This is a genomic window from Duganella radicis (assembly GCF_009720825.1).
GTDB lineage: Bacteria > Pseudomonadota > Gammaproteobacteria > Burkholderiales > Burkholderiaceae_D > Rugamonas > Rugamonas radicis.
Map to the genome: position 1 here is coordinate 33,702 of NZ_WNKY01000014.1, position 23,284 is coordinate 56,985.

General features: G+C 64.2%; 17 protein-coding genes. 13 read left to right on the forward strand and 4 right to left on the reverse strand.

Annotated features, from left to right (window positions below):
• Position 1: 1 nt before the first annotated feature.
• The 5 genes from secD to GM676_RS14595 all read left to right on the forward strand — a co-directional run bounded on the left by secD (position 2) and on the right by GM676_RS14595 (position 5,632).
• Positions 2 to 1,864, forward strand: coding sequence for a protein translocase subunit SecD (gene secD / locus GM676_RS14575; protein WP_155464376.1), 1,863 nt, complete (start codon positions 2 to 4; stop codon positions 1,862 to 1,864).
• Between the two features lie 15 nt (positions 1,865 to 1,879).
• On the forward strand, positions 1,880 to 2,902 hold the full coding sequence (gene secF / locus GM676_RS14580; RefSeq protein ID WP_155464377.1) for a protein translocase subunit SecF: 1,023 nt from the start codon (positions 1,880 to 1,882) through the stop codon (positions 2,900 to 2,902).
• 135 nt (positions 2,903 to 3,037) lie between these two features.
• Positions 3,038 to 4,201, forward strand: a complete 1,164-nt coding sequence (locus GM676_RS14585) for a DUF4351 domain-containing protein (RefSeq protein ID WP_155464378.1) — start codon at positions 3,038 to 3,040, stop codon at positions 4,199 to 4,201.
• Positions 4,202 to 4,261: 60 nt separating this feature from the next.
• Positions 4,262 to 4,957: a helix-turn-helix transcriptional regulator gene (locus GM676_RS14590; protein ID WP_211923234.1), complete on the forward strand. Its 696-nt coding sequence runs from the start codon at positions 4,262 to 4,264 to the stop codon at positions 4,955 to 4,957.
• A gap of 57 nt (positions 4,958 to 5,014) precedes the next feature.
• A complete protein-coding gene (locus GM676_RS14595) occupies positions 5,015 to 5,632 on the forward strand; it encodes a glutathione S-transferase family protein (RefSeq protein WP_155464379.1) in 618 nt (205 codons plus the stop codon).
• Between the two features lie 121 nt (positions 5,633 to 5,753).
• On the opposite strand, the gene GM676_RS14600 is transcribed toward GM676_RS14595, so the two are convergent.
• From GM676_RS14600 to GM676_RS14610, 3 genes are all read right to left on the reverse strand, one after another.
• Positions 5,754 to 6,590, reverse strand: coding sequence for an HDOD domain-containing protein (locus GM676_RS14600; RefSeq protein WP_155464380.1), 837 nt, complete (start codon positions 6,588 to 6,590; stop codon positions 5,754 to 5,756).
• Between the two features lie 98 nt (positions 6,591 to 6,688).
• The gene (locus tag GM676_RS14605; protein ID WP_155464381.1) at positions 6,689 to 6,970 is read right to left on the reverse strand and encodes a hypothetical protein; all 282 of its coding nucleotides are present in this window, start codon (positions 6,968 to 6,970) and stop codon (positions 6,689 to 6,691) included.
• A gap of 18 nt (positions 6,971 to 6,988) precedes the next feature.
• Positions 6,989 to 7,450 (reverse strand): MarR family winged helix-turn-helix transcriptional regulator, encoded by a 462-nt coding sequence (locus GM676_RS14610; RefSeq protein ID WP_155464382.1) that lies wholly within the window; start codon positions 7,448 to 7,450, stop codon positions 6,989 to 6,991.
• Positions 7,451 to 7,525: 75 nt separating this feature from the next.
• Between GM676_RS14610 and GM676_RS14615 the strand changes: the two genes are divergently transcribed.
• Positions 7,526 to 8,434 carry a DMT family transporter gene (locus GM676_RS14615; protein WP_155464383.1) on the forward strand — a complete coding sequence of 303 codons (909 nt, stop codon included), beginning with the start codon at positions 7,526 to 7,528 and terminating at the stop codon, positions 8,432 to 8,434.
• A gap of 6 nt (positions 8,435 to 8,440) precedes the next feature.
• The gene (locus GM676_RS14620; protein WP_155464384.1) at positions 8,441 to 9,385 is read left to right on the forward strand and encodes a GlxA family transcriptional regulator; all 945 of its coding nucleotides are present in this window, start codon (positions 8,441 to 8,443) and stop codon (positions 9,383 to 9,385) included.
• Here the strand turns inward: GM676_RS14620 and GM676_RS14625 are convergent.
• Positions 9,382 to 11,949: a transporter substrate-binding domain-containing protein gene (locus tag GM676_RS14625; RefSeq protein ID WP_170304300.1), complete on the reverse strand. Its 2,568-nt coding sequence runs from the start codon at positions 11,947 to 11,949 to the stop codon at positions 9,382 to 9,384. The genes GM676_RS14620 and GM676_RS14625 overlap by 4 nt on opposite strands.
• Positions 11,950 to 12,252: 303 nt before the next feature.
• Here GM676_RS14625 and GM676_RS14630 point away from each other — a divergent pair, with 303 nt between their 5' ends.
• The 6 genes from GM676_RS14630 to GM676_RS14655 all read left to right on the forward strand — a co-directional run bounded on the left by GM676_RS14630 (position 12,253) and on the right by GM676_RS14655 (position 23,283).
• On the forward strand, positions 12,253 to 13,497 hold the full coding sequence (locus GM676_RS14630; RefSeq protein WP_155464386.1) for an acetylornithine/succinyldiaminopimelate transaminase: 1,245 nt from the start codon (positions 12,253 to 12,255) through the stop codon (positions 13,495 to 13,497).
• 94 nt (positions 13,498 to 13,591) lie between these two features.
• Positions 13,592 to 14,626, forward strand: coding sequence for an arginine N-succinyltransferase (locus GM676_RS14635; protein WP_155464387.1), 1,035 nt, complete (start codon positions 13,592 to 13,594; stop codon positions 14,624 to 14,626).
• Positions 14,627 to 14,640: 14 nt separating this feature from the next.
• A complete protein-coding gene (gene astA, locus GM676_RS14640) occupies positions 14,641 to 15,696 on the forward strand; it encodes an arginine N-succinyltransferase (RefSeq protein ID WP_155464388.1) in 1,056 nt (351 codons plus the stop codon).
• Positions 15,689 to 17,170: a succinylglutamate-semialdehyde dehydrogenase gene (astD, locus tag GM676_RS14645; protein ID WP_155464389.1), complete on the forward strand. Its 1,482-nt coding sequence runs from the start codon at positions 15,689 to 15,691 to the stop codon at positions 17,168 to 17,170. The genes astA and astD overlap by 8 nt, the downstream gene beginning before the upstream one ends.
• 11 nt (positions 17,171 to 17,181) lie before the next feature.
• Entirely contained in the window at positions 17,182 to 18,516 is a 1,335-nt protein-coding gene (astB, locus tag GM676_RS14650) for an N-succinylarginine dihydrolase (protein ID WP_155464390.1), read from the forward strand.
• A 69-nt stretch (positions 18,517 to 18,585) separates the two neighbouring features.
• On the forward strand, positions 18,586 to 23,283 hold the full coding sequence (locus GM676_RS14655) for an NAD-glutamate dehydrogenase domain-containing protein (RefSeq protein ID WP_155464391.1): 4,698 nt from the start codon (positions 18,586 to 18,588) through the stop codon (positions 23,281 to 23,283).
• Position 23,284: the final 1 nt, after the last annotated feature.

Below are 23,284 nucleotides of genomic sequence, written 5' to 3' on the forward strand. Positions count from 1 at the left end.
TATGAATCGTTATCCAGTCTGGAAATATATCGTGATCGCGGTTGCGATCCTGTTGGGCGCGCTGTTCACGGTGCCGAACTTCTTCGGCCAGTCGCCGGCGGTGCAGGTCACCAGCGGCAAGTCGACCGTCAAGATGAGCGCCGACATGACGGCCAAGGTGGCCGATGTGCTGGCCAAGGCCGGCATCGCCAACCAGGGCCTGGCCTTTGACGGCAGCGGCAATTACGCCTCCGTGCGCGTGCGCTTCGCCACCCCGGACATCCAGTTCCAGGCCAAGTCGGTGCTGGAAAAAGGCTTGAACGCCGATCCGGAAGATCCGACCTATCTGGTCGCGCTGAACCTGCAAGAAGACACGCCGCAATGGATGCAGTCGCTGCACGCGCTGCCGATGTACCTCGGCCTCGACTTGCGCGGCGGTGTGCACTTCCTGATGCAGGTGGATAGCAAGGCCGTGCTGGCCAAGCGCATCCAGGGCATCCAGGCGGCGGCCCGCGCTGCGCTGCGCGACAAGAATGTGCGTCACGCCGGCATCGAGCTGGTCGGCAATACCGTGGAAATCAAATTCCGCGACGACGCCACCCGCCAGAAAGCCAAGGATGTGCTGTCCGGCCAGATCGCCGACCTGAACTTCGTCGACGCCGGCGAAGGCAGCGAGCTGAAAACCGTGGTCAGCCTGAAGCCGGCCGCGCTGAAGCAAACCATCGACGATGGCGTGAAGCAGAATATCTCGACCCTGTCCAAGCGTGTGAACGAGCTGGGCGTGGCCGAGCCTATCATCCAGCAGCAAGGCCCGGACCGCATCGTGGTTCAGCTGCCGGGCGTGCAGGACGTGGCGCGTGCGCGGGCCGTGATCGGCCGCACCGCGACGCTGGAAGTGCGCATGGTGGATGAATCGATCACCCCGGGCACCGAGTTGACCGCGGCGATTCCATTCAACTCGGAACTGTTCACCGTGGGCAAAGGCGTGCCGGTGGTGCTGCTGAAGGACGTGGTGCTGAGCGGCGAATACATCTCCAGCGCCGTGGCCAGCTTCGACCAGAACCAGCAACCGGCCGTGGGCATCGACCTGAACGGCGACGGCGGCCGCCGCATGCGCGACGCCACCCGCGACCGCGTGGGCAAGAAGATGGCGATCGTGCTGAAAGAGAAGGGCAAGCCTGAGGTGCTGTCGGTGGCGACCATCCAGAGCGAACTGGGCAGCCGCTTCCAGATCACCGGCATGGGCAACGCCGAGAATTCGGCCGAGCTGGCGCTGCTGCTGCGCTCCGGCGCGCTGTCGGCGCCGATGGAAGTGATCGAGGAACGCACCATCGGTCCTGCGCTGGGCGCCGAGAACATCAGCAAGGGTATCCACTCGACGCTGTACGGCTTTGCCGCCATCGCGATCTTCATGATCGCGTACTACATGATCTTCGGTTTCTTCAGCGTGTTCGCGCTGGCGTGCAACCTGCTGTTCCTGCTGGCGATTCTGTCGCAGATGCAGGTGACGCTGACCCTGCCGGGCATGGCCGCTATCGCGCTGGCGCTGGGTATGGCGATTGACTCGAACGTGCTGATCAACGAGCGTATCCGCGAAGAGCTGCGCGGCGGCGCCACGCCGCAGGCCGCGATTGCCGCTGGCTTCGACCGCGCGTGGGCGACGATTATCGACTCCAACGTCACCACGCTGATCGTCGGTGTGGCGCTGTGGGTGTTCGGTTCCGGTCCGATCCGCGGCTTCGCCGTGGTGCACACGCTGGGTATTCTGACCTCGATGTTCTCCGCCGTGTTCGTGTCGCGCGGTGTGGTCAACCTCTGGTACGGCCGCAAGAAGAAACTGCAATCGATCGCCATTGGTACCGTCTGGGTACCGGGCCAGAAATAATCAGGGGCACTGAGCATGGAATTTTTCCGCATTAAAAAAGACATCCCGTTCATGCGCCACGCGCTGGTGTTCAACGTCGTTTCGGCGTTGACCTTCGTCGCGGCCGTGTTCTTCCTGCTGCATCGCGGCCTGCACCTGTCGGTGGAATTCACCGGCGGCACGGTGATGGAGCTGCGCTACCAGCAGGCGGCGAATCTGGAACGGATACGTCACACGCTGGAAAGCATCGGCTACGAGCAGCCTGAGGCCACCGGCTTCGGCACCGCGCACGACGTCATGCTGCGTCTGCCGGTGGTGAAGGGCATCACGCCGAAGGACGCTTCGGTGCAGGTGTTCGACGCGCTGTGCAAAGCTGAAAGCGGCAGCCTGAAGCAGATCGACACTGTGACCGCCAAGGGCGAGCACGTGGTCAAGCAATCGTGCGCGGGCGCTGGCGATGTCGAACTGGTGTCCTTGCAGAAGGTGGAGTTCGTCGGTCCGCAGGTGGGCGACGAGCTGACCCAGAATGGCCTGAACGCGCTGGTGATGGTGGTGATTGGCGTGATGATCTACCTGGCTGTGCGCTTCGAGTGGAAGTTCGCGGTGGCGGCGATTATCGCCAACCTGCACGACGTGGTGATCATTTTGGGCTTCTTCGCCTTCTTCCAGTGGGAGTTCTCGCTGACCGTGCTGGCTGGCGTGCTGGCGGTGCTGGGTTACTCGGTGAATGAATCGGTGGTGATCTTCGACCGTATCCGCGAAAACTTCCGCAAGCAGCGCAAGGCGTCGGTGCAGGAAGTGATCGACAACGCGATCACCTCGACCATCTCGCGTACCATCATCACCCACGGCTGCACGCAGATGATGGTGTTGTCGATGCTGTTCCTGGGCGGTCCCACGCTGCACTTCTTCGCCATGGCGCTGACCATCGGTATTTGCTTCGGCATCTACTCCTCGGTGTTCGTGGCCGCCGCCGTCGCCATGTGGCTGGGCGTGAAGCGCGAAGACTTGATCAAGCCGATCAAGGAAAAAGACGAAACGGACGGCGCAGTCGTCTAAAGACAAGCCGGTTTCACCGGTGGCCCTCTCCAGCCTGAACGCGCTCAAGATCGTGCTCAGTGCGGGAGAGGGCTATTTTTTTGTTTGTTGGCCCGCCTCAAACCGCAGGGCATGGTGCAGCCGTAGACTGGACGGATGCCTGATACCACGCCGCCTGCTCGCTACGATGTGCCTTGGAAAGCTGCTATAACGCACGCATTCCGCGACTTCGTGGCGTTCTTCTTTCCTGAGCTGCATGGCCAGATCGATTGGTCGCGACGGCCACGTTTTCGCGATAAGGAACTGGAGCGGATTGGTTTCGGCGACGCGCCGAATAGCATGCTGGCTGACAAGCTGGTTGAGGTGCGGCTGCGCGATGGCAGCGCCTCGCAACTGCTGATTCACATAGAAGTGCAGGCGCAACGCGACGCCTCGCTGGCGGAGCGCGTGTTCGACTACAACTATCACATTCGCAAGCAGTACGGACTGCGGGTAGCCAGCCTGGTGCTGCTGGCGGACGCAGATTCCAACTGGCGCCCAAGTGCGTTTCATGACAGCGGGTTGGGCACGACAATTGGTATCTCCTATGTCGCCGCCAAGCTGCTCGATTACGCTAACCAAGAGGACGCGCTGCTGGCTTCGGATAACCCGATTGCCTGGGTAGTGCTCGCCCACCTGCGTACACAGCAGGCTCATCATGATCCAGATAAGCTTTACGCCGCCAAATGGCAGTTGACCAAGCTACTGTATCAACATGGTTGGACCAATCGGCGCATACTTGTTTTATTCAGCGTGATTAACTGGATGATGACCTTGCCCGAGCGCTATCAAAAGCGCTATTGGGAAGAGGTTCTTCTGTTAGACAGGGGGTATGGCATGAGACTGTACAATCAACTGGAGCAAATGCTTATCGATGGAAGCTTGGCAAAAGGCATGGAGAAAGGGCTGGAGCAGGGACTGGAGCGAGGACTGGAACAGGGACTGGCGCGAGGACTGGCGCGAGGACTGAAGCAAGGACTGAAGCAAGGACTGGAGCGAGGACTGGAGCGAGGACTGGAGCAAGGACTGGAGCAAGGACTGGAGCAAGGACTGGAGCAAGGACTGGAGAAAGGGCTGGAGCAGGGACTGGAGCGAGGGCGTAAGGACGGCGCGGTGGCGCTGTTGGAAAGGCAGCTTGCGCGGCGTTTCGGGCCGCTGCCTAAGACGGTTCAGGGAAGGTTGGCCAAGGCGAGTGTGGAGCAGCTGCAAGCCTGGGGGGAGGCGTTGTTGGAGGCGCAATCGTTGAAGCAGGTATTTGCAGATCCTGCGCGGCAGACTTGACCTGCAAGGCCACAGCGGTCAAGCTTCAGTACTCGCTATTTCCTGAGGTAAGACACGCACATGAGCCGCACCGGCCGCTTATTCATGCTGATGGACGCCATGCGCGGCTACCGCCGCCCCGTTACGGCCGCAAAACTGGCGGACCAGTTGGGCGTTTCCGAGCGTACCATTTATCGTGATATCCAGACTCTTGCCGGACTCGGCGCACCGCTGGAAGGCGAGGCCGGCGTCGGCTACATGCTCAAGACCGGTTTCTTCCTGCCGCCGCTGATGTTCGGCGCGGACGAGCTGGAGGCGCTGGTGCTCGGTGCCCGCTGGGTACGCCGGCAGGGCGATGACGCGCTGGCCGCCGCCGCCAGCAACGCCCTCGCCAAAATCGCCGCCGCCACGCCGAAAGACCTGCGCGACGATATGGCCGAAACCAGCCTGTGGGTGCCGATCGGTCTGGACCAGCAGGACGCCAGCGACATCCACGTGCGGCCGGTGCGCGAAGCGATCCGCTACCAGCACCGCCTGCGCATGTCCTACCGCGACGAGCACGGCGCGCCATCCGACCGCGTGGTCTGGCCATTCGCGCTGGCGTACTTCGAAGGCAAGCGGCTGCTGGCGGCATGGTGCGAAATGCGCATGGCGTTCCGCCATTTCCGTATCGACCGCATTGCGGCGGTGGAATCGCTGCAACAGCGCTACCCGGCGCGCCGTCACGACCTGCTCAAGACCTGGCGCCAAGAACACAACCTTCGCGAAGACTCCTGACAAAAACTGTCGCGGCACGGATCTACGATGGAGACATCAACCCACCGGAGATACCAAATGCGACTCTACTACCATCCTGCCTCCACCTGCTCGCGCCGCGTGATGCTGGCCGCCATCCACATGGGCACGCCGCTGGAGCTGACCGAAGTCAATCTCATGAGCGAGGAGGACCGCCGCCGCCTCGTCGCGCTCAATCCCAACAGCAAGGTGCCGGTGTTGCAGGACGGCGACTTCACGCTGTGGGAGTCCTGCGCCATCATGCAATACCTGGCGGATCGTACCCATGGGCAAACTCTGTATCCCGATAACATCAGAGTGCGCGCCGACATCAACCGCTGGATGCTGTGGTCGGCCCAGCACTTCGCGCCGGCGCTGGGCGTGTTTGCCTACGAGCACATCTGGAAAGGCTTGATCGGCAACGGCGGTCCGGACCCGGTAGAGCTCGACCGCGCCGGCCGGCTGGTGGCGCAGTTTGCCGCCGTGCTGGAGCAGCATCTGGCGGGTCGCGACTGGATCGTCGGCGAGCAAGTCTCGCTGGCCGACTATGCGATTGCCGCCCCCCTGACCTACATCGAGCAAGCCCGGCTGCCGGTGACGCAATACCCCAAGCTGATGGCCTGGTTGGCGCGCGTATCGCAGCTGGAGGCATGGAAACAAACCGTGCCGGTCTGGTAAATGCATCGCTTATGTTAACTGGCGCACAGAACAGACAGGGGGAGACGAGTATTCTGCAATTGTCTCCTCTGGAGGAGATCCCTAGTTTTGGACTTTGCCCGCTGCCCAGCGGGCTTTTTTTTCACAGCATCAGCACCGCGTACAGTGACTGCACTTCCAGCGCCGATTCCGTCATGATGGCGTGCAGCGTGCCTTCGCCCACCACGAAGTCGATGGTGCGGGCGCCTTGCAGCGTGGTGGCGCCGGGCCGCTGGTGCAGCGGCGAATGCACCGGCGCCAGATCGTTGGCCAGCAGCAGGGTGTCGCCCAGCGTTTCGGGCGGCAGGGCGCGCAAGCCTATCCACATCGATTCGATGGCCTTGAACACGCCGTCCGGCACGCCCAGGTGGGTCATCACGCCGCAGCCGATGTCCAGTTCGCCGTGCTCGACCCAGTCTTCCGGCTCGCCATTCATCACTTCGGGATAGTCGCCGGCGCTGGCCAGCATGTAGAAGCCGGCCACCTCGTGCATGATGCCGGCAAACAGCGCGGTATCGGGATCGACATGGGTGACGCGGCGCGCAATCACCTGCGCCAGCGCCGCCACGTGGGCGGTGTGTTCCCACAGCTGATTGATTTTAGTCACCAGCGACGGCTCGGTCACCTGGCTGCCGATCTGGCGCACGATCACCGCCGCCACCAGCGATTGCAGGGTGCGGATGCCCAGCCGCTGCACGGCCGCGCGCACGCTGGAGATTTCAGTTCCGGAACGGTTGTAGGCCACCGAGTTGGCAATGGCAACGCTGCGCGCGGACAGCAACGGGTCTGCCTGGATCAGCCTGGCGGCGGCCTCGACGTGACAGTCGGGGTCGTTGAGCGCCTGCTGCAAGCGCAGCGAGGCGTTGACGTTGGCCGGGAACGTGAGTTCTCCCCGGCTCGCTTGAGCAGCGATAGTCTTGAAGGCGTCGAGTCTGTCCATGCCAAAAAATTATACTCAAAATATTGCCTTGCGGCACTTTTTCTGAAAATACTTTTTACGGCGTGGGCTAGACCCAACAGTGCCTTGTTAGTGGGCGCTTACTGCTCGCTGAAGATGGCGTCGCAGCCTTCCACCGGTTCGTCGGTGTCTTGCAGCTCGTCGACCAGCTCGAGGTCGAACAGTTCTTCCACGGCGTTCATGAAACTGTTGTGGGTGCTCGCGCCGATCAGGCGGTAGATTTCACCGTCTTCGTTGCGCACGCCGACGATCAGCGCCTCCTGGCGCACTTCGTCAGCCGGCGCCACGTCCAGCAGCAGGTTACCGATGATGTGTTTGTCGAATTTGGCAGGCTTTTTGCCTTCCAGCAGAGAGGTTTTCAAATCTGTTTCCTTGGTGTTTTAATCGCAGTCATGGGTGGACGGCATTCCAGTCTGGCCGGCCATGATGACAGTTTTAAGTGCGGACAGGGTTTTTTCAAGCTGCGCGAAGTCGTCGTCGGTGTAATCGGCAAACACTTTGCCGCTTTGCGAGATGACTTCCGGGAACACGGTGCGGAAAGTCCGCTCGCCCTCCGCGGTCAGTTTCACAAAGAAGGAACGCTTGTCGCAGTCGTTGCGCTGACGTTCCACCAGCCCTTTTTGCTCCAGCCGCTCGATCACCCCGGTGAGGGTACCCTTGGTGATCAGTGTCTTGTCGCCCAGTTCCTTGTAGGACATGCCGGGGGTGTTGCCCAGCGTGGCGATGATGTCGAACTGCGCGTGCGTCAAACCGCTCCGGCGCACGTACTCGCCGGAAAGCCGTTCATAGCCCTGCATGCACTCGGCCAGCAGCCGTATGCTTTTCAAGAATCGTTCACCCATGGGACGTGATTATAGCCGCTTCGCATCCCGCTTTCCGGCGGTTACACTATGCGCACTCTAATCATAAAAACAACCATGCCTGTACACCTGCGCGGCATTGCCGCTTTGTTGATTGTCACCCTGGTCTGGGGCACGACCTTCCCCGCGATGAAGAATATGACCGGCTACCTGTCGGCCAGCTGGATCGTGCTGTGCCGCTTTGCGCTGGCCGGCGCGCTGCTGCTGCCCTTCCTGTGGGGTGTGCGCTGGCGCGACCTGCGCTGGGGCATCCTGGCCGGTGTGGTGTTGTTCCTGTGCTACGTGTTCCAGATCGAGGGGCTGGCGCTGACCAGCTCCAACCGCAACGCCTTCATCACCGGTCTCAACGTGCTGGTGCCGCCGCTGCTCGGCGTGCTGCTGGGGCGAGGCCCATGGGCCGAGCGGCTGGAGCGCCGCATTCTGATTGCCCTGAGCCTGTCGGTGGCCGGCCTGTTTGCCCTGTGCTGGGAAGGCAGCTTCAGCTGGGGGCGCGGCGATACGCTGGCGCTGCTGTGCGCGCTGTTGTTTGGCGTCTATATCAAGCTGATGGAGACGGTCACGCGCAAGGTGGAAAAGCTGATGGCGCTGACCGCCTCGCAAATCATCACGGTGGCGGTGTGCGCCGCGGTCTGGCTGCTGATCACCGAGCTGCCGCAGGATGTGCCCGCCTATACGGCCTACATCCGCAAGGGGCTGGAGCTGTACAGCGTCAACCTGATTTATCTGGGCGTGATCGCCACCGCCGCCATCATCTCGCTGCAAACCTGGGGCCAGAGCCACAGCAGCGCCAACGAGGCGGCCGTGATCTATGCGTTCGAGCCCGGCTGCGCGGCCATCTTCGCCTACTTCTGGCTGGGCGAGACGCTCGCATGGAACGGCTTGCTCGGCGCGGCGCTGTTGATCTCCGGTATGATAGTGAGCCAATGGAGCACCGAGCGTCCCGCGACGGTCCTGGCGCCGGAGTAAGCCCGCATGTCCTTCGATACCCTGTCCAGCCTCGCCCAGCAGCGGCCCTTGCGCCTGTTGCTGGTCAACGCCGGCGAGGCCGATGCCATTACCTGGGCCGGGCTGGCGCAGCCGCTGCGGCTGGCCGCCGCCGCGCTGGGCCGCGACGCCCTGCAACTGGAGACCATGACGCCGGCGCAAGTGGTGCTGGCGCAGCCCAACTGGCACATCGCCCTGCTGGTGGCCGACGAACAGCAGGCGCCGTTGTCGTCCGAACAGGCGCGCGCCGTGATCGAGCGCTGCCGCTCCGCCGAGTACTGGGGCGGGGTCGGCGCCGGCGTGCTGTGGCTGGCCAAGGCCGGCCTGATGGCGGACGTGCGCATCGCCCTGCCATGGGCGTTGTATGCCGATACCGAGGACATCACCGAGCGCGCCATCCTCACGCCCCATTTGTTCGAGCTGGACGGCCGCCACCTGAGCTGCTGCGGCGGCGCCGCCTCGATCGACTTTGCCCTGACCCTGATCGAGCATCTGTTCGGCGCCAATGTGCAGGCCGCGGTCAAGGAGAGCCTGTGCGTGGAGCGCGTGCGCGGGCCGGAGGAGCGCCAGCGCGTGGCCTTGCAGGCCCGTTTCGGCGCCTTGCAGCCGCGCCTGTCGGAAGCGGTGACGCTGATGGAAACCAATATCGAGGAACCGCTGTCCACCGACGACATCGCCAACCTGGTCGGCCTGTCGCGCCGCCAGCTGGAGCGGTTGTTCAAGCAATATCTCGGCAGCCTGCCGTCGCGCTACTACCTGGACCTGCGCCTGCAACGCGCGCGCCAGCTGCTGCTGGAGACCAATCACTCCATCGTGCAGGTGGGGCTGATGTGCGGCTTCTCGTCGGGCTCGCACTTTTCGACGGCTTTCGGTTCCCTGTTCGGCAATACGCCGCGCGAGGAGCGCCAGCGCAAACTGGCCTCGCCGTCCTAGGCCGCCTTCGAAGACGGCACGGCCACCAGGCCGTGCGCACCGCTGGCCGTGCCTTCGCTCAGCACCGGCGCCACCAGCGGTAGCGTGATGTTGAACACCGTGCCTTGTCCGGGTTGGGACTGCACCGTGATGTGCCCGCCCAGCACACCCGTCACCAGCGTCTGCACGATGTACAGGCCGAGGCCGGAGCCGCCTTGCCCCAGCCGGGTGGTGAAGAAGGGATCGTAGATCTGGTTGTGGTGGTGGGCCGGGATGCCGCTGCCGTCGTCGCTGTAGGTCAGCGCCACGTCATTGCCTTGCAACCGGGCGCTGATGCGCACGCAACCGGGGTGGCTTGCGCTGAGGCCGTGCACCAGCGAGTTTTCCAGCAGGTTGGACAGCACCTGCGCCAGTGGGCCGGGGAAACTGTCCAGCTCGATGGTGTCGCCGATCTCCAGTTCGATGTTGTGCGGCGTGGCTTTCCACGCGTTGTGGTGGGTGGCCAGCACTTCCTCCACCGTGCGCTTGAGCGGGAAGCGGCGGCGGCGGGCGCTGGCCTGGTCCACCGCCAGTTCCTTGAAGTTGTCGATCAGCCCGGCCGCGCGGTAGGCGTTGCGCTCGATGATGTCGCAGGCTTGCTGGCACTGGCCGACGAAGTCGTCGGCGGTGGAGCGTTTCAGCGTGCCGGTCTCCAGTCCCTTGCGGAACGACGTCAGATGGGCTTTGAGCGTGGTGGCCGCCGTCAAGGTGCTGCCCAGCGGCGTGTTCAGCTCGTGCGCGATGCCGGCCACCAGCCGTCCCAGCGACGCCACTTTCTCGGTCTGCACCAGATGGTCGGCCGCCAGCCGCAAATCGTCATTGGCCTGGCGCAGCTCCGCCGTGCGCTGTTCCACGCGCGCTTCCAGCACGGCGTTGAGTTGCTGGATTTCTTCCTCGCGCGCCCGGCGCGTCGCCACTTCCTCCCGCAGCTCGCGGGTGCGGTGCTTGACCATCACGCGCAATTGCAGGATGAAGATCAGCGCGACCAGCACCGCCAGCGCCAGCAGGCCCAGCGGCCGGTAATCGACCTCATGCTCGAAGCGCACGGTGTTCCACTTCTGGCGGAAGCCGTCGCGCTCCGTCTTGGGGATGGCCGCCAGCGCCATGTTCAGCATCGGCACCAGCTCCGGCCAGTCGGAGCGCACGCCGATACCGACCTGATAGGCGTAGTCGGTCTCGCCCATCACCTGCACGTCGGCGGCGCCCAGTTCCACCAGCTGGTGGGTGCCGGTCAGCAGCGGGCCGACGATGGCCTGCACCTGTCCGGAGCGCAGCAGCTGGGTGGCGGCGCGGAAGTTCGCGGTCGGCACGGCCTGGATGGTGGGCCAGTCGCGCGCGATGGCGTCGGCCACCGCGGTGCGCGCGCTGACCGCCACGCGCTGGCCCTTCAGTCCCGCCAGGCCGCCGCTGGGCGAGCTGCCGGTCTTGCCGAAAATGACCAGCGGCGTGCTCAGGTAGGAATCGCTCAGCAGCATATAGCGCTGGCGGGTGGCGTTCTGCGACAGGCCCGAGGCCAGGTCGATGCGGCGCTGCTCGATGCCGGTCAGCTCTTCCGCCACGCTGGCCATGGGCACCAGTTCGAAACGCACGCCCAGCATCTCGCTGACGCGCGCCATGAAGTCGAGCGAGATGCCGCGCAGCTTGCCATCCTCGCCGCGCCACTCGACCGGCGCGCGGCTGCTGTCGACGCCGACGCGTATCACCGGATGCGCCGCCAGCCACGCGCGCTGCGCCGGCGTGAATGGCAGGGCGCGCTCGACCGGCGCGTCTTCCGCTCCGGCTAGCCAGCGCGCGCGGATTTGCTCATGCTCGGCGCCGGTGATGGCGGCCAGGCCTTTGTTGATGATGGAGAGCAGTTCCGGCTGGTCGTTGCGCAAGGCCAGGCGGATGGCGGCCGCCTCCGAGTCGTAGTAAAGCAGGGCGATCTTGTACTGCTCCGGCGCCGCCGTCATGGCGCGCTGGATCACCGGCATGTCGTCGAAATAGCCGTCGGCCTGGCGCTGCCGGACCAGCTCCATGCCTTCCTTGGGCGAGGCCACTTCGATGATGCGGCAGTCCGGGCAGCGCGCGCGGATCACCGGCACGCGCACCGTGCCGCGCACCACGGCAATGCGCTGGCGCGCGAAACCGCCCAGCGTCGGCAGGTCGGCGTGCTCGGTGCGGGTCGCCATGGCGATCGGCAGTTCCATGTAGGCGTTGGAAAAATTCAGGCGTGTGCGGCGTTCCGGGCGGTCGCGCGCGCACAGCACGCCGTCGACCTGGTGCGCCATGCCTTTTTGCAGCGCCTCGTCCCAGGTCGAGCCTTCGTACCGGACAGTCAGCCCGGCGTTGCGCGCCGCCAGCGCGGCGTAGTCGTAGCAGGCGCCGCCGAAGGAACCGCGGTCGCCATCGGCGCGGCGGAAGATCATGGGCGCATTGTTTTCATCGGCCGCCATGGTCAACAGCGGATGGGCCTTGATCCACGCCTGTTCCTGCGGCGTCAGCGTCACACCGGGCGCCAGCGCGCCGGCCGGCCGTGTGGCGTCCACGCCGAAGAGGACGCTCATGCACAGGAATGAAGCCAGCAAACGTGTTGCGGTAGGCATTTTGGCGGTAACCTTCGGAAACAGTACGACTACTTTAACTGAGTTTTGGCGCCGAAACAGCCTTTGCTTTTCATCTTTCACCACGGAGCAACACCATGTGGCGCCGCCCGTCCCTCCTCTTTTCTGACCATTTTGCCAAGTTTGTGCTATCGGTCAAAAATGAAAATCCTTGTCGCCATTTGAAAAGAGTTTTAGCATGCCGCTTTTTATAATGGGTCCACGCGGCGCCGTGCCGCACCGTACCCACCATTGATAGGGAATGCCATGAACGCCAAAGTAGATACGACCGCTCTCAACCGTCCTGTGACTCGTCAGACTTTCGATGAGGTACTGGTGCCAACTTACGCACCGGCAGCGATGGTTCCGGTCCGAGGCGCGGGCCTGGACCTGTGGGACCAGTCCGGCAAGCACTACCTGGATTTCACCTCGGGCATCGCCGTGGCCGCGCTGGGCCACTGCAATCCTATCGTGGTGGAGGCGCTGACCCGCCAGGCCAACACCCTGTGGCATCTCGGTAACGGCTACACCAACGAGCCGGTGCTGCGCCTCGGCCTGGCCCTGACCGAAGCCACCTTCGCCGACCGCGCCTTCTTCTGCAACTCCGGCGCCGAAGCCAACGAAGCGGCGCTGAAGCTGGCCCGTAAATACGCGCACGGCAAATTCGGTCCGCAAAAATCGCGCATCATTTCGTGCTACCAGTCGTTCCACGGCCGCACCCTGTTCACCGTGTCGGTGGGTGGCCAGTCGAAATACACCGAAGGCTTCGAGCCGTTGCCACCGTCGATCGACCACATCACCTACAACGATATCGAGTCGGCACGCGCCGCCATCGGCGACGACGTCTGCGCCGTGATCGTTGAACCGCTGCAAGGCGAAGGCGGCGTGGTGCCGGGCGACAAGGCCTTCCTGCAAGAACTGCGCGACCTGTGCACCAAGACCGGCGCCCTGCTGATCTTCGACGAAGTGCAGTCCGGCATGGGCCGCACCGGCGAGCTGTTCCACTACATGAGCTACGGCATCGTGCCGGACATCCTGACCTCGGCCAAGGCGCTGGGCAATGGCTTCCCGGTGGCCGCCATGCTGACCACCCACGAACTGGCGGCGACCCTGGGCGTCGGCTCGCACGGCACCACCTACGGCGGCAACCCGATGGCCGCCACCGTGGCGCTGACCGTGCTGGAAACCATCAACCAGCCAGCCTTCCTGGCGCGCGTGAAAGAAGCCGGCGCCAAGCTGCGCTCGACCATGGAAAAGCTGATCGGCGACTACCCGCAGGTGTTCCAGCAAGTGCGCGGCGCCGGCCTGCTGCTGGGCCTGGTGGTGACCGATGCGTGGAAGGGCCGTTCGAAGGATATCCAGAAGGCCGCCGAAGCCAACGGCATGATGGTGCTGATCGCCGGCATGGACGTGGTGCGTCTGGCGCCTGCGCTGATCGTCTCGGACGAACAGATCGCCGAGGCCGACCGCATCCTGCGCCTGTCGCTGGATGGCCTGTTGAAAGCGGCTTAAGACGGCACCACGCGGCGGATTTCGATCCGCCGCTTTTCTTCCGGCCCTGCGCGTTCGGCGCGCCGGGTGCGTTCGCATTCTCTAAGGAGTTTCCATGTATGTAGTCCGTCCGGTCGAACTTGCGGATATCGCAGCCCTTGAAGCGCTGGCCGCGGTGCCCATGCCGGGAGTGCATACCTTGCCCAAGACGCGCGAGAAAATCCGCGCCATGGTCGAGCTGTCGATCGCCTCGTTCGCGGCGCATGTCGACATCCCGAGCGAAGAGGGTTACCTGATGGTGCTGGAGTCGGACCACAGGCAGATCGTCGGCACCGCCGCCATGTTTGCCGCCGCCGGTTCCAACGGCACCTACTTCTCCTTCCGCAACGACGTGATCCAGCAGGTCTCGCGTGACCTCAACATCAGCCACAGCGTCCACGCGCTGACGCTGTGCTCCGAGCTGACCGGCTACTCGCAGCTGTCGTCCTTCTACGTCGGCGAGCGCGAACACGGCACGCCGGAAGCGGCGCTGCTGTCGCGCGCGCGCCTGATGTTCGCCGTGCTGGCGCCGCACCGCTTCTCGGACCGCTTCTTCGTGCCGCTGGCCGGCGTGACCGACAGTGAAGGCGGCTCGCCGTTCTGGGACGCGCTGGGCCGCAAATTCTTCAAGATGGATTTCCTCGACGCCGAGCGCACCATCGGCGGCGCGCGTAACCGCACGCTGATCGTCGAGCTGATGCCGCACTATCCGGTCTACGTGCCGCTGCTGCCGGGCGACGCGCAGGCGGCCATGGGCCAGATCCATCCATCGGGCGAACTGGCGTTCAACCTGCTGACCGCCGAAGGCTTCGAAGCCGACGACTACATCGACATCTTCGACGGCGGGCCGATTTTGCAGGCGCATAAAAATTCGCTGCGCACCTTCACCGGCGCGCTGCAACGCCGCGTCGCCACCTCGGTGGAGGCCCCGGACCGCGGCCGCGAACCGCAACTGCGCTATGCCGTGTCGTCCGGTTCGGAGCACGAGTTCCGCGCCGTGATCACGCATTGCCCGTCGCTGGAGTCGCAACTCAGCGTGGCGCTGCCCGCGGAGGTGCGGGAAGCGCTCAAGGTCGCCGAAGGCGACACCGTCATCTGCGTCAGAATATAAAAACGAGAAAACCTATGCTAGTTGTACGCGCAATCCAAGCCGAAGACCTCGACGCCCTGTACGTGATGGCCACCCAGGTGGGCAGCGGCATGACCACGCTCAAGCCGGACATGAAGATGATGGGCGACCGCGTCGCCATCGCCGTGGCCTCGTTCGCCGAAACCATCCCGCCCGAACAGCGCGACTATATGTTTGTGATGGAGGATACCGACACTGGCCGCCTGGCCGGCGTGTGCGCCATCAAGGGCGCGGTGGGTTTGACCGAACCGTTCTACAATTACCGCATCGGCACCCTGGTGCACTCCAGCCGCGAGCTGAATGTGTTCACCCGCATGGACACGCTGTACCTGTCGAACGACCTGACCGGCAGCACCGAACTGTGCTCGTTGTTCCTGCACCCCGACTACCGCAGCGGCAACAACGGCAAGCTGCTGTCCAAGAGCCGCTTCCTGTTCATCGCCCAGTTCCCGCACCTGTTCACCGAAAAGCTGATCGCGGAAATGCGCGGCTACCAGGAGGAGAGCGGCCGTTCGCCCTTCTACGAAGGGCTGGGCCGCCACTTCTTCAAGATGGACTTCGACCACGTTGACGCGCTGACCGCGGTCGGCAAGAAGTCCTTCATCGCCGAACTGATGCCGCGCCAGCCGCTGTACGTCGACTACCTGCCGCAGGACGCGCAGGACGTGATCGGCAAGGTGCACACCTCCACCGCGCCGGCGCGCCGCCTGCTGGAGCAGGAAGGCATGTACTTCGAAGGTTATGTCGACATCTTCGATGCCGGCCCGGTGCTGCAAGCGCGCGTGTCGGAACTGCGCGCCCTGCGTGACAGCGCACTGGCCGAAATCGGCCTGACCACGGACTGGGATTCCGCCTGCGCGCCTGAAAGCACGGCGGCCGAGCCTATGCTGGTCTCCAACACCAACATGAAGGATTTCCGCATGATGTTGTCGCAGGCGGTACCGGTCAACGGCGCCATCGCCTTGCCGGAAGCGGAGCAGAAGCTCCTGCGCTGCCACACCGGCGACACCGTGCGCACTTTGACTCTCAATCCGAGGAAGAACAATGGCTAACTCAACGGCAAACATCAGTAACTTCATCAACGGCGAATGGCTGCACGGCAGCGGCGCGGAACTGGTCACCATCAACCCGGCCACCGGCAAGCAAACCTGGAGCAGCAACGAGTCGACCGCGCAGGACGTGGCGCAAGCCACCACCGCCGCGCGCGCCGCGTTTGATGCATGGGCCTTGACGCCGCTGGAACAGCGTATCGCCATTTGCACCCGCTTCCGCGATCTGCTCAAGCAGGATGCCGAGGAGCTGGCGCTGCTGATCTCCGAGGAAGTGGGCAAGCCGTTGTGGGAAGCGCGCACCGAAGTCACCACCATGGCCAACAAGATCGATATCTCGGTGCAGGCCTATGGCGCGCGCACCGGCGAGTCGCACAGCAAGGTCGCCGATGGCGAGGCCGTGCTGCGCCACCGTCCGCACGGCGTGTTCGGCGTGTTCGGTCCTTACAACTTCCCGGGCCACCTGCCGAATGGCCATATCGTTCCGGCACTGATCGCCGGGAACACGCTGGTGTTCAAGCCTAGCGAATACGCGCCGCGCACCGCCATCAAAACCGTGCAGCTGTGGGAAAAAGCCGGCCTGCCGTACGGCGTTCTGAATCTGGTCAATGGCGGCCGCGAGACCGGCATCGCGCTGGGCCAGAGCAAGCTGCTGGACGGCGTGCTGTTCACCGGCAGCTGCCAGACCGGCACCGCGCTGCATAAACAGTTCGGCGGCCAGCCGGGCAAGATGCTGGCGCTGGAGATGGGCGGTAACAATCCTCTGGTGATCTGGGACGCCAGGGAAACCGACGCCGCCGTGTTCATGGCGATTTCGTCGGCCTTTATCTCGGCCGGCCAGCGCTGCACCTGCGCGCGCCGTTTGATCCTGCCGGTTGGCGTGGCCGGCGACGCCATCGTCGCGCGCCTGGTCGATGTGGCCAGCCGCCTGACCATCGGCGCCTCCGATGCCGAGCCGGCGCCGTTCATGGGGCCTGTGGTGTCGGCCGCTGTGGCCAAACGCCTGGTGCAGGCGCAGAACGACATGGTTGCGCGCGGCGGCAAGCTGCTGCTGGAGATGAAGCACCTTGATGCCAACACCGGCTTTGTTTCGGCCGGCATTGTCGACGTTACCGGCGCCAAGGGCATTCCCGATGAAGAGTGGTTCGGCCCACTGCTGCAAATCATCCGCGTGGCGGACTTCGACAGCGCCATCGACGCCGCCAACAATACGGCCTTCGGCCTGGCCTCGGCGCTGATCTCCAACGACGAAAAGTTGTGGAAGATGTTCCAGGTGCGCGCCCGCGCCGGCATCGTCAACTGGAACCGTCCAACCACCGGCGCCGCCAGCAGCGCGCCGTTCGGCGGCGTGGGTCAGTCGGGCAATCATCGTCCCAGCGCTTACTACGCGGCCGACTACTGCGCGTATCCAGTGGCTTCGATTGAAAACAACGTCCTCGAAATGCCGGCGAAGCTCTCGCCGGGCATGAATTTCTAAAGGTAGCTGCAATGTCCGCACGCGAATTCAACTTCGACGGCCTGGTCGGCCCATCGCACAACTACGCCGGCCTGTCGTTCGGTAATGTGGCATCGTTCAACAACGTCAAGAGCGCCTCCAATCCCAGGCTGGCCGCGCTGCAAGGCCTGGCCAAGATGCGCGCGCTGGCCGCGCGTGGCTTCGGGCAGGCGCTGCTGCCGCCGCAGGATCGTCCGAACTTCCGCCTGCTGCGCAGCGTCGGTTTCACCGGCAGCGATGCCGAGGTGCTGTCCAAAGCGGCCAAGGAATCGCCAGTGATCCTGGCCTGCGCGTATTCGGCATCACCGATGTGGACCGCGAATGCCGCCACCGTCAGCCCTTCGGCCGACAGCGCCGACGGCCGCCTGCACCTCACCGCCGCTAACCTGAACAACAAGCTGCACCGCGCTTTCGAGCACGCACAGTCGGCCCGCGCGCTGCGCGCCATCTTCAAGGACGAGAAGCACTTCGCCGTGCACGATGCGCTGCCTGGCACGCCGGCCTTTGGCGACGAAGGCGCGGCCAACCACACGCGCTTGTGCAAGGACCATGGCAGCGCCGGCGTCGAAATGTTCGTTTACGGACGCACCGAGTTCGACGCATCGGCGTCGGCGCCGAAAAAATACCCGGCACGCCAGACGCTGGAAGCCTCGCAAGCGGTAGCTCGCCTGCATGGTCTGTCGGCCGGGCGCACGGTCTACATCCAGCAAAATCCCGACGTCATCGATCAAGGCGTGTTCCATAACGACGTGATCGCGGTAGGTAACGCCAATGCCCTGTTCTACCACGAACAGGCATTCGCCGACGAAGCAGGTGCGCTCGATCAGCTGCGCCGTGCCATGGCCGGCGTGGGCGCGGACCTGAACGCGATCCGCGTCGACACGGCGCGCGTGCCGGTGGCGGACGCCGTCGCCAGCTATCTGTTCAACAGCCAGCTGCTGAGCAAGGCCGATGGCAAGATGGCACTGGTGATTCCGCACGAGTGCCAGGAAGTCGTTTCGGTGGCCTCGTATCTGGAAAGCCTGGTCGCCAGCGGCGGCGCGATCGACGAATTGATTCACTTCGACCTGCGCCAGTCGATGCGCAACGGCGGCGGCCCTGCGTGCCTGCGCCTGCGCGTGGCGCTGACCGACGCCGAGGCGGCGGCCATGCATCAAGGCGTGGTGATGACCGAAGCGCTTTATCACACGCTGGTGGCGTGGGTGGAAAAACACTACCGCGACCGCCTGGAACCCGCCGACCTGGCGGACCCGCAATTGGCAATTGAGGTGCATAATGCACTGGAAGAGTTAAGCCGCATCCTCGGCCTGCCTGGACTCTACGATTAACGACGCGCAGCCACAAGCCGGCGCGGCGTTTGCAACACAAGATACCTATAACGTATTGGAGAAGCAACGATGAAACAAATGCCACAAGACCTGCGTAAACAGACGCTGGATTTGGTTAATGCAAACAAGCCCGCCACCGAAGTCGCCGCGCTGATCAGCGCCTGGCTCGGTTCTCTCGATGATGAAGACCTGGCGGGCACCGCGCCCGATAGTCTGGCGCCGGTTTTGTGGGACGGTTTCACGCAAGCTTCCAAGCGCAGCGGCACTGGCGCGCAAATCGCCAGACTGCGCTACGACGATGGCCGTGGCGGCAAGGCCACCGCGCTGCTGATCCTCAACGACGACATGCCGTATCTGGTGGACTCCATCGTGATGGCGATGCGCAAATTGCGCGTCACCGCCAATGGTGTGCTGAACGCCGTGCTGCCAGTCACCCGCAACGCGGATGGCGTGGTCACCGCCGTCGGCGAGAGCGGCGCCAAGCTGGAGTCCTATGTGCTGGTGCTGCTGTCGGAAGATTTGCCGGAAGCCGAAATTGGCATGCTGGTGGAGCGGATCGTCATGGTCTCGCGTGACGCCGCCGTGGTCCGCCGCGATACCGCCTCCATGCGCGAACATTTCAGCCGCATCGGCGCCGAAGCCTCGGCGCATGGCGAAGAGGGCAAGGAGGTCGCCGCCTTCCTCGAATGGGCCAAAAATGAGGGCTTCGAACCGTTCGGCTACGCCTACTACGCGGTGAAGCCGGGCGTGCGCGAACTGGAACGCGATATCCCCAGCCGCATCGGCGTACTGCAAGACACCTCGCATCCGGTGTACGGAACCTGCCTCGCCAACATCCCAGGCGATTTCGATACGCTGTCCAAGCGCGGCCACACCCTGTCCATCGTCAAGGCCGACGTGGAAGGCACGCTGCACCGCGATGCGCAACTGGACTTCATCGGCATCTGCCACACCGACGCGCAAGGCGCCATCCTCGGCGAATACTGCTTCGTGGGCCTGTTCACCCGCGCCGCCACCTCGACGCCGCTGAACCGGCTGCCGTTCGCGCGCGGCCGTGTGGCGCGCGTGTTGAGCATCGCCGGCGTGCGCCAGGAAGGGTTTCGCGCCGAGAAGTTTGTTGAAATCCTCGAATCGCTGCCGCGCACCGAAGCGCTGGAAGCGGAACCGGAATGGCTGGCCGAGGTGTGCGGCGCCGTCGTCTCGCTGTACAAGCAGCCGCGCGCCAAAGTGTTCGCCCGCCGCGACGTCTATGCGCGTCACCTGAACGTGCTGGTCTACCTGCCGCGCGAGCGTTACAGCGCAAGCGTCGCTTCCGCGCTGGCCAAGGCGCTGCAAGCCAGCGCCGGCGCGCATCACGTCAGCTCGCAGACGCTGGTGGCCGACGGCCCGCTGGCCCGCGTGTACCTGATCGCGCATGGCGCGCGTTATCCGCTGGATCTGGAAACCGACATCCAGCAACCGCTGTTGTCGGTGCTGGATGGCTGGCACGATCAATTCTCGGTATTGGCGGATGCGGTGGCCGACGTGCCGCTGCGCGCCAGCATGCGCAAGATGTGCGCCACCCTGCCGCCGGACTACGTGGCGGCGACCACGCCGTCCGCCGCCTTCCACGATCTGGGCGCCATCCTGCGCAACCCGGACCCGGCGCGCGTCAACGTGCGCGTGGAAGCCGACAACGGCCACACCACCATCCGCCTGTACTCGGTGGACCGCGTGCCTTCGTTGTCGACCATCCTGCCGGCGCTGCATAACGCCGGCGTGGCGATCGACCGCGAACATGCGCACTCGCTGCGCGTGAATGGCGAGCGTCACTACGTCACCAGCCTGTCGGTGGACGCCGCCAGCGCCGTCAAGCTGGCCAAGGCCGAAATCGTGCCGGTGGCGGAGGAACTGTTTGCCGCCCTGTTCAACAATGAAGCGGAAGATGGCCGCCTGAATGGCCTGGTCGTCGAAGGCGGCCTGAGTGTGCGCGAAGTGCAGCTGGTGCGTGCCTACATGAGCTACTGGCGCCAGGCCAGCCCGCGCTTCTCGGTGCGCTACATGGCGGAGACGCTGCGCAAGCAGCCGGCCATGGTGAAAGAGCTGGTGGACGCCTTCCTGCAACGCTTCAACCCAGCCAACGACGACGCCACGCGCGCCGCCGCGCTGGACAAGATCGCCGACATCAAGAGCCGCCTGCCGGCCATCAATCACGCCGACAGCGAAGAGGTGCTGGGCGCGATGGCGACGCTGATCGGCGCCACGCTGCGCACCAACTACTTCCAGAATGAGCAGAAGGGCGACAAGATCATCTTCAAGTTCGACACCAGCAATCTGTCGCTGGTGCCGGAGCCGCGTCCGTTCCGCGAGATTTTCGTGTTCTCGCGCCGCTTCGAGGGCGTGCACCTGCGCGGCGGCCCTGTCGCGCGCGGTGGCCTGCGCTGGTCGGACCGCATGGAAGACTACCGCACCGAAGTTCTCGGCCTGGTGAAAGCGCAGATGGTGAAGAACGCCGTCATCGTGCCGGCCGGCGCCAAGGGCGGTTTCGTGTGCAAGCAAATGCCGAAAGACGCCGTGCGCGAAACCATCGCGGCGGAAGGCGAGGCAGTGTATCGCCTGTTCATTTCCAGCCTGCTGGAAGTGACCGATAACCGCGTGCTGGGCAAGATCGTGTCGCCGACCGATACCGTCTGCTACGACGGCAACGATCCGTATCTGGTGGTGGCGGCCGACAAGGGCACCGCGACCTTCTCCGACATCGCCAACAGCATCGCCGTGCAGCGCGGCTTCTGGCTGGGCGATGCCTTTGCGTCGGGCGGCTCCAACGGTTACGACCACAAGAAGATGGGCATCACCGCCAAAGGCGCGTTTGAAGCGGTCAAGCGCCACTTCTACGAAATGGATCACGACATCCACGCGCAGCCTGTGACCATGGTGGGCGTGGGCGATATGTCGGGTGACGTGTTCGGCAACGGTGCGCTGTTGTCGCGCAAGCTGAAAATCGTGGCGGCATTCGACCACCGTCACATCTTCCTCGATCCGAACCCGGACATGGAAGTCTCGTTCAAGGAACGCGAGCGCATGTTCGCGCTGCCGCGCTCCTCGTGGGACGACTACAACAAGGAACTGATCTCGAAAGGCGGCGGCGTGTTCCCGCGCAGTGCGCGTTCGATCGAGCTGTCGCCTGAAATCCGCGCCGTGCTGGATATCGAAGAAACCGCGCTGGCGCCGGAAGAGCTGATGCACCGCATCCTGCTGGCGCCTGTGGACCTGTTCTACAACGGCGGCATTGGCACCTACATCAAGGCTTCCACCGAAACCCACGCGCAGGTGAAGGACCGCGCCAACGACAATATCCGCGTCAACGGCAATGCGCTGCGCTGCAAGGTGGTGACCGAGGGCGGCAACCTGGGGGCGACGCAGGCTGGCCGTATCGAATTCGCCTTGTCGGGCGGTCGCATCTTCACCGATGCGATCGACAACTCGGCCGGCGTGGATTGCTCGGACCACGAGGTGAACGCGAAGATGTGGCTGGACGTGGAAATGAACGCCGGCCAGTTGAGCGAAGCAGACCGCAACCGCATCCTGAACGAAATGACGCAGGATATCGAGCGTCTGGTCCTGCGCGACAACACGCTGCAAACGCAGCTTCTGGTGCGCGAGCTGCAAGCGCAAGCCGATGCTGATGTGCAGGATGGCTATGCTGCCTTGATCGCGTCGCTGGAAGAAGAGGGCGCGCTGTCGCGTGAACTGGAACAGCTGCCATCGGTGGCCGAGCTGGCGCGCCGCAAGGCCGATGGCCGCGGCCTGACCACGCCGGAACTGGCGGTGGTCATCGCCAACGTGAAGAACCGCTACAAGCGCATCCTGTCGGCGCTGCCGCTGACGGATAACAGCTGGGCCGAGTCGGTGCTCAAGCCGTACTTCCCGGATCTGCTGGTGGCGACCCGCCCAGCACTGGCGCATCCGCTGGCGAATGCGGTTCTGGCCACTGTGCTGGCCAACGAATCGGTCAACCGCTGCGGCCCGCTGATGCTGCGCCAACTGGCTGGCGAGCATGGCGTGGATGAAGCGGAAGTCATTCTGGCGTGGGGCCAGGCATGGTCGGCGCTGAATCTGGCGCCAGTGTTCAACGCGCTGGATGCGGATGCGCTGAAAGTGCCGCGCGCGGTGTCGATCAAGGTCGATGCGCATACCCGCGTGCTGCAAAAGGCCGTGATCGAAGGGGCGCTGTCGGTGCCTGCCGATCAGCTGCGCAATGGCGTGGGCGAGTTGACCCGCCTGTTCGCCAATCCGGAAACGCTGGCGCAACTGACGCCTGCCAGCGGCAAGTCGGAGGCGGAACTGACTTCCGGCCTGCGTCCGGAATTTGTGCGTGCATGGATGGCGGTGGATGCGATTGAAGCCGTGGCGGCGTTTGTGTTTGCGGCGCTGTCGGTGCAGCGTCCTGCGGGCATGGACTTGCCGGCCTTCCTGCAAGTTGGCCTGGCGCTGCGCGCGCAGGTCGGCATCGATACGCTGGAGCGCGGCCTGAAATTGCCGGCCACCAGCCGTTCGCAGGAACAGTTGCGCAGCTATGCGCAGAACGCGCTGCGCCGCACGCAGCAACGCTTGCTGACGCAGGTGCTCAAGCATGCGACCGGCGATCACTCGGCGGTGGAGGCGGTGGAAGTTGTCGCCAACACGCTGGGCTTGTCGGGCTATGCGGTGGCGTCGGATCTGGAGCAAGCGATGCTGGATGTTTGGGCCTTGTCGGAGGCGGTCAACGCCACTGCGGTGGCGGCGTAAC